This window comes from Cyanobium sp. Lug-B (assembly GCF_024345635.1).
Classification (GTDB): Bacteria; Cyanobacteriota; Cyanobacteriia; order PCC-6307; family Cyanobiaceae; genus Cyanobium; species Cyanobium minutissimum.
The window spans coordinates 1-6,200 of the sequence record NZ_JAGQBM010000104.1; the positions used below are offsets into that span (position 1 = coordinate 1).

8 protein-coding genes are annotated in these 6,200 nt (G+C 72.8%); 7 read left to right on the plus strand and 1 reads right to left on the minus strand.

The window, feature by feature from the left end:
- The coding region (locus KBY81_RS16090; protein WP_254977044.1) for an EamA family transporter at nucleotides 1-619 on the minus strand (619 nt) is incomplete at its 3' end.
- 32 nt (nucleotides 620-651) lie between these two features.
- On the opposite strand from KBY81_RS16090, the gene KBY81_RS16095 reads away from it, so the two are divergent.
- From KBY81_RS16095 to KBY81_RS16125, 7 genes are all read left to right on the plus strand, one after another.
- The gene (locus tag KBY81_RS16095; RefSeq protein ID WP_106222798.1) at nucleotides 652-1,278 is read left to right on the plus strand and encodes a phycobiliprotein lyase; all 627 of its coding nucleotides are present in this window, start codon (nucleotides 652-654) and stop codon (nucleotides 1,276-1,278) included.
- A 117-nt stretch (nucleotides 1,279-1,395) separates the two neighbouring features.
- Nucleotides 1,396-2,160: a phycobilisome rod-core linker polypeptide gene (locus tag KBY81_RS16100; RefSeq protein ID WP_106222799.1), complete on the plus strand. Its 765-nt coding sequence runs from the start codon at nucleotides 1,396-1,398 to the stop codon at nucleotides 2,158-2,160.
- A gap of 239 nt (nucleotides 2,161-2,399) precedes the next feature.
- Nucleotides 2,400-3,458 carry a DUF4912 domain-containing protein gene (locus tag KBY81_RS16105; protein ID WP_254977049.1) on the plus strand — a complete coding sequence of 353 codons (1,059 nt, stop codon included), beginning with the start codon at nucleotides 2,400-2,402 and terminating at the stop codon, nucleotides 3,456-3,458.
- On the plus strand, nucleotides 3,458-3,667 hold the full coding sequence (locus KBY81_RS16110) for a hypothetical protein (RefSeq protein WP_106222986.1): 210 nt from the start codon (nucleotides 3,458-3,460) through the stop codon (nucleotides 3,665-3,667). Before KBY81_RS16105 ends, KBY81_RS16110 begins: the two co-directional genes overlap by 1 nt.
- Nucleotides 3,668-3,828: 161 nt before the next feature.
- Nucleotides 3,829-5,205: a phospholipase D-like domain-containing protein gene (locus KBY81_RS16115; protein ID WP_396103886.1), complete on the plus strand. Its 1,377-nt coding sequence runs from the start codon at nucleotides 3,829-3,831 to the stop codon at nucleotides 5,203-5,205.
- A gap of 17 nt (nucleotides 5,206-5,222) precedes the next feature.
- Nucleotides 5,223-5,495: a hypothetical protein gene (locus KBY81_RS16120; RefSeq protein WP_106222985.1), complete on the plus strand. Its 273-nt coding sequence runs from the start codon at nucleotides 5,223-5,225 to the stop codon at nucleotides 5,493-5,495.
- A 26-nt stretch (nucleotides 5,496-5,521) separates the two neighbouring features.
- Nucleotides 5,522-6,200: FAD-dependent monooxygenase (locus KBY81_RS16125; protein ID WP_254977046.1), on the plus strand; the 679-nt coding region annotated here is incomplete at its 3' end.

A 6,200-nucleotide genomic window follows, 5' to 3' on the forward strand; every position in this document is an offset into this window, starting at 1 on the left:
CGGCGAGCAGCCCCGCCCGCGCCAGCAACCCCCCGCCGCTGCCGCAGGCCAGGGCCCCGAGGGCCAGGGCCACCCCGAGCCCGTCAGCGGCCGCGTCGGTGCCCGCCCCATCACCTTCCGCCGGCAGCTCCCCCTCGGGCCCGTCCTGCCGGGGGGCGCGCTGGTGCACCACCAGCAGCACCGCCAGGCTGATCAGCGCGATCCCCAGCCACTGGGCCGGCCGGGGCACCTCCCCCAGCAGGGCCACCCCCGCCAGGCTCGTCACCGCCGGACCGCCGGCATCGATGGTGAGGGTGCGCCGGGTGCCCAGTCGCCGCAGGGCTGCGAAGAACAGGGTGTCCCCCAGGGCGATTCCCAGCACCCCGCTGAGGGCCAGCAGCAGCAGGGAGCGCGGCGCCATCTGCCAGGGCAGCACGAGGGCTAGCGGCAGCAGCAGGGCCACCGCCAGCAGGTTCTTGAGCAGGTTCAGCCGGGCGGCCGAGAGGGAGGTGGGCAGCCGGCGCCAGAGCAGGCTGGAGAAGGCCCAGCAGAAGGCGGCCGCCAGGGCGGCGGCGACGGGGGCGGCGGCGGCGGGGGCGGCGGACAGGGGGCCGCGGGAGGGTGGGGGAGTTGCGATCATCGCCTGATCGCGCCCCATCGCCTGAGGCCCCCGTGAGCGGATCCATCGCCGACGCCATCAGCTTCTTCCGGCTCAGCTGCGGCCGCTGGCGCTCCCAGCGCAGCAGCCACCACCTGCTGCACCGCCGCGCCGAGGCGGGCGGTTCCTTCATTGAAGTGGTGGAGCTGGAGGCGGCCGATCCGCGCCTGGAGGCGATCGCCGTCCTGCACGGCCAGGATCCGGCCGGCCTGGTGGGCGGCTGCCGGGTGCGCTGGAGCGGCTCGATGGCCTGGGACAAGGCCGGCGAGGCCCACGAGGGCGAGAGCGTCTTCGGCCTGATCCCCACCGACGAACGGGGCCGGTGCGGCCTGCTGCTGCGCGATCGCGGCTACGCCGAAACGGCGCCGGTGGCGGGCCACTTCGCCATGGATGACCGGGACGGCCTGCTGCTCACCACCAGCTACGAGACGATGAACAGCCTGGAGCGCTTCAGCTTCGCCGGGCCCGACGTGCGCCTGCGCACCAGCACCGTCGAGGGGCTCTCCAACACCGCCTCCTTCTGCGTCGAGACCCGGATCGTCGACGGGGCGGCCACCGCCACCGGCACAGGCGACGAAGCCGAGGCAACGGGCGCCCCGGCGAGCCCCGAAACCACCTGCCTGTCGGCCCTGGGCTGGTGACGGGAGCGGCGCCGGTGTTGTGTCGCCAACGTTACGGACTGTGAGCCCTGCCCTCCCGGGCCCGGGGCCGCCGGGGCCCTACTTCTACGATCCCCAACGACGGATGCCGGACCACGCGTGGCTCTTCCACTCCTCAAGTACCCCCCCACCTCCCAGAACTCGCGCGTCGCGCCGTTCCGGGTGGGTTCCGACGAGGACCCCAAGGCCGTGTCCATGGACAAGGCCATGGACCGGGAAGATCAGAATTTCGTGATCGAAGCGGCCTACCGCCAGATCTTCTTCCATGCCTTCAAGGTCGACCGCGACCGCACCCTTGAGTCCCAGCTGCGGGACGGCCAGATCAACGTGCGGGAGTTCATCCGCGCGCTCTGCCTGTCGGACACCTTCAACCGCAGCTTCTACAACCTCAACAGCAACTACCGGGTGGCCCGCCACCTGGTCGAGAAGCTGCTGGGCCGCCCGGTCCACGGCAAGGCCGAGGAGATCGCCTGGTCCGCCGTGATCATGACCAAAGGGGTCAAGGGCGCGGTGGACGCCATCCTCGACTCCGAGGAGTACCTGGACGCCTTCGGTTACGACACCGTCCCTTACCACCGCAACCGGGTGGTGGGCTCCCGCGAAGTGGGCGAAACCCCCTTCAACATCACCTCCCCCCGCTACGAGTCCTACTACCGGGGCATCCTGGGCTTCCCCCAGATCGTCTACACCGGCAAGTCACGCAGCTTCCCCGAGCGCGCCCAGCAGCGCCGCGGCGGCTTCCCCCAGGACTACCTGCCCTGGGTCCGCACCCTGCCTGCCCTGCGTGGTGTCGGCAGCGCCGCCGCCGGCAACACCGGCATGGACTACCTCTCCAAGGTGCCCTACCGCAGCATCGGCCGCTGAGCACGGCCCTCGCCGGCCGGTCCCCCGCCGGCCCCTCCGTTCCCCTGGCCCCACCGCTTTCCAGCGGTGGGGCTTTTGCGTGTCCCCGTCTGGGGAGAGGGGGATCGGGCACGCCCATGGCCGTCAGTGGATGCTGACCACGGCCGAGCGCTGCCGCCCAAAGGCGGAAACCTCCTCCAGACTGATCCCAAACGAATTCTGATGTTGTGAGCCAGAAGACGCTGACCTCCCTGGCGATGATGACGCTGCGCCAGCTGCGGCAGATCGCCAGCGACCTCGGCGTTTCTCTGTACAGCCGCAAGTCCAAGGAGGAGCTGGTGGAGGCCATCAGCACGCGCCAGGTGGAGGAGGGCGAGGGCCGCAGCCTCGAGCGCATCGAGGCCGAGATGGCTCCGGCGCCGCGGCCGGCGGCCGAAACCCGCGTCGTCTTCCTGCCCCGCGATCCCCAGTGGGCCTACGTCTTCTGGGACATCTCCGAAGACGACCGTTCCGACGCCCTCCACGCCGGCGCCTCCCAGCTCTGCCTGCGCGTCGCCGACGTCACCGGCCTGGCCGGCGGCTCCTCCCATCCCCACACCCTCCAGGAGGTGGTGGTCGACAGCCATGCCACCGAGTGGTACCTCCCGGTCCCCCTCTCCGACCGCGACTACCGGGTCGAGCTCGGCTACCGCAAGGGCGGTGGCGGCGGCTGGATCTCCCTGGCCTTCTCCTCCGTCGCCCGGGTGCCCTCCCTGCATCCCTCCGAGCAGATCCTCGACCAGTTCGTCCCCTTCTCCCTCGACGCCTTCCCCTCCGCCTCCACCAGCCTGCCCACCCCCGCCGAGGCGGTGGATTCCGGCCTGCACGAGCGGCTCTACCAGAGCGCCACCAGCCAGTGGCGCCGCCTGGGCCGCGGTTCGGAGGCCTTCCACGAGATCGACGCCACCGCCGGCCTCGAGGGGGGTAGTGCCTTCTCCGCCTCCGGCGCCGGCCCCTGGGCCTCGGGCCGCAGCGCCTCCGGCATCGGTGGGGTGGGCTCGCGTCAGCGCTCCTTCTGGCTGGTGGCCGATGCCGAGCTGATCGTCTACGGCGCCACCGATCCGGCGGCCCGCCTCAGCATCGGCGGTGAGGAGGTACCCCTCTCGGCCGACGGCACCTTCCGGGTGCAGGTGCCCTTCCGCGACGGCCAGCAGCTCTACCCGATCGAGGCCCTGGCGGCCGATGGCGAGCAGAAGCGCAGCATCACCATGGAGTTCCGCCGTTCCACGCCGGAAGACAACAGCAACCCCGCCAGCCAGGCGGTGGCCGAGTGGTTCTGATGGAGAACACCGCCACCGGCTCCAACCGCGGCCTGCTGAAGGCGGTGGTCGCCCTCACCCCCGTGGCCGGCTCGATCCTGTTTCCGCTGGTGGTGCCGATCCTGATGCTGCGGGTCAGCATCTCGGCCGGGGTGATCGCCGCGGTGCTGATCGGCACCCTCTGGTTCGCCGCCATGCTGCGCACCTCGGAGATGCCAGGCCACCACTGAGGTCCCGGCGAGCAGGCGGAGCGCCCCTGGAGAGCCGAAAGAGCCCTGTCCCCCGCCGGGAAGGCTGAAGGAGCGGAACCCGCCGCCCCCTCCAGCCCGTGGACCCTCTCGCGATCCTTCGCCTGCTCCGGCCCGCCCAGCGGCCCCTGGTCGCCCTGGCCGTGGCCGGCCTGCTCGGGGGCTGCGGCCCCGCACCGGCGGCCCTGAGCGGCGGCGGCCCCCGGGCCCTGCCCCTGCCGCCGGGCATCCGGGTGGCCTTCAACCACCGCGGCGACAGCCGCTACCGCAGCCCGGTCAGCGGCCAGTGGCGCCAGGGGGATGACCTGGAGGCCCTGCTGCTCGAGAGCATCCGCGAGGCCCGCCTCGAGATCCTGGTGGCGGTGCAGGAGCTTTCCCTGCCGGCGGTGGCGGAGGCCCTGGCGGAGCGCCACCGCCGCGGAGTCCGGGTGCGGGTGGTGCTGGAGAACCTCTACAGCGCCCCCTGGAGCCAGCAGCATCCGGTGGATCTGCCGCCCCACCAGCGCCAGCGCCAGCAGCAGCTGGCCGCCCTGGGCCAGGGGGACGCCGTCGCCGTGCTGCAGCGGGCCGGCGTTCCCCTGCTCGATGACACCGCCGACGGCAGCCGCGGCAGCGGCCTGATGCACCACAAGTTCCTGGTGGTCGACGGCCGGGTGGTGGTGACCGGCTCGGCGAACTTCAGCCCCTCCTGCGTCCACGGCGATGCCGGCGCACCGGCCACCCGCGGCAACGTCAACCACCTGCTGCGCTTCGACAGCCCCGCCCTGGCCGGGGTGTTCGCCGCCGAATTCGCCCGGCTCTGGGGCGATGGCCCCGGCGGCCGGCCCGACAGCCGCTTCGGCATCGCCAAGGAGGGCGGACCGGCCCAGGTGGTCGATGTGGCCGGCACGCCGGTGGAGGTGCTGTTCGCGCCCCACCGCCGCCGCGACCCCAACCACGGCCTGGCCTGGCTGGAGACCCGGCTGGCCGGTGCCGGCCGGCGCCTCGACCTGGCCCTGTTCGTCTTCTCGGGACAGAACCTGGCCGACCGCCTCCAGGAACTGCATGGCCGCGGCGTGACGATGCGGCTGCTGGCGGATCCGGGCTTCGCCAACCGGGCCTTCAGCGAAACCCTCGACCTGCTCGGGGTGACCCTGCCCGACCAGGACTGCCGCATCGAAGCGGACAACCGGGCCTGGAGCACGGCCCTGGAAGGGGTGGGCACGCCCCGGCTGGCGGCCGGCGACAAGCTGCACCACAAGTTCGCGGTCATCGACCGCCGGGATGTGATCACCGGCAGCTTCAACTGGAGCCCTTCGGCCGCCTTCCAGAACGACGAGACCCTGCTGCTGATCCGCTCCCCCCTGCTGGCCCGCCACTTCGAGGCGGAGATCGACCGCCTCTGGCGCGGAGCCGAACTGGGCATCGGCCGCCGGCTCGCCCGCCGCCTGGAGCAGGGGCGGCGCAGCTGCGGCAGCGGCCGGCAGCGCCCCTCTGTCGCCGGCAGGGCGGTGATGGCAGCGCCGTCTACGATTCGGTAACGCATAGCACACGATTCATGGACCCGGCGTCCAGCTCCGTCTCCACCCCCAGCTCCGTCTCCAGCTCCCGCGAAGTCACCCCGCGCCTGGACGCCATCAACCTGATGCTGCGGGACCTGCACACCCGCCACGACGAGATCCGCCACCGGGCCGCCTTCCGGGGCTGCACCAGCGAGCTGCTGACCCTGCAGCAGGAGCTGGTGGACTACCTGCTCAGCAAGAAGCACTCCCTGCAGGGGGCGGAGAATGCCAGCCCCGACGAGGGCCTCAACTACAACTCCTTCACCTGAGCACCTCCGCAGCCCCCACCGCACGGGTGCTGGTGGTGGGGGCCGGCCCCGCCGGGGCCAGCCTGGCCCTGCTCCTGGCCCGCCGGGGCCTCCCGGTCGACCTGATCGATGCATCGGCGGCAGGCCGCGGCGGCCGGCCATTCCGCGGCGAGGGGCTGATGCCCAGCGGCCTGGCGGCCCTGGACGCCATGGGCCTCGAGCCGCTGCCGGCGGCGGTGCGGCGGCACCCCCTCACGGCCTGGAGCTTCTTCCTCGATGGCCAGGCCCTGTTCGAGGCGGCCGAGCCCATGGGCAGCAGCGTCCCCTGCACCCTGATCGACCAGGACTCCCTGATCGCCGAACTGCTCGAGCAGGCGGGCCGGCAGCCGGGCTTCCGCTTCCACCCGGGCCAGGCCGCCAGTGATCTGCTGCTGCGGGACGGCCGCGTCGCCGGCGTGCGCCTGACGGATGGCACCGCCCTGGAGGCGGCGCTGGTGGTGGCCTGCGACGGCCGCGATTCGCTGCTGCGCCGCAGGGGCGGCCTGGCGCTGGAGAGCGCCCCCAGCCCCCTCGACGTGCTCTGGTTCCGGTTGGAGGGCCCGGGGGCCGAGGCAGTGCTGGAGTGGCTGGCCGGCCGTTTCGTGACGGTGGTGGGCGCCTCGGGCAGCTATGCCCTGTTCCCCTCCGCCCGCGGCGGCGTCCAGCTGGGCTGGGCGATCGCGCCGG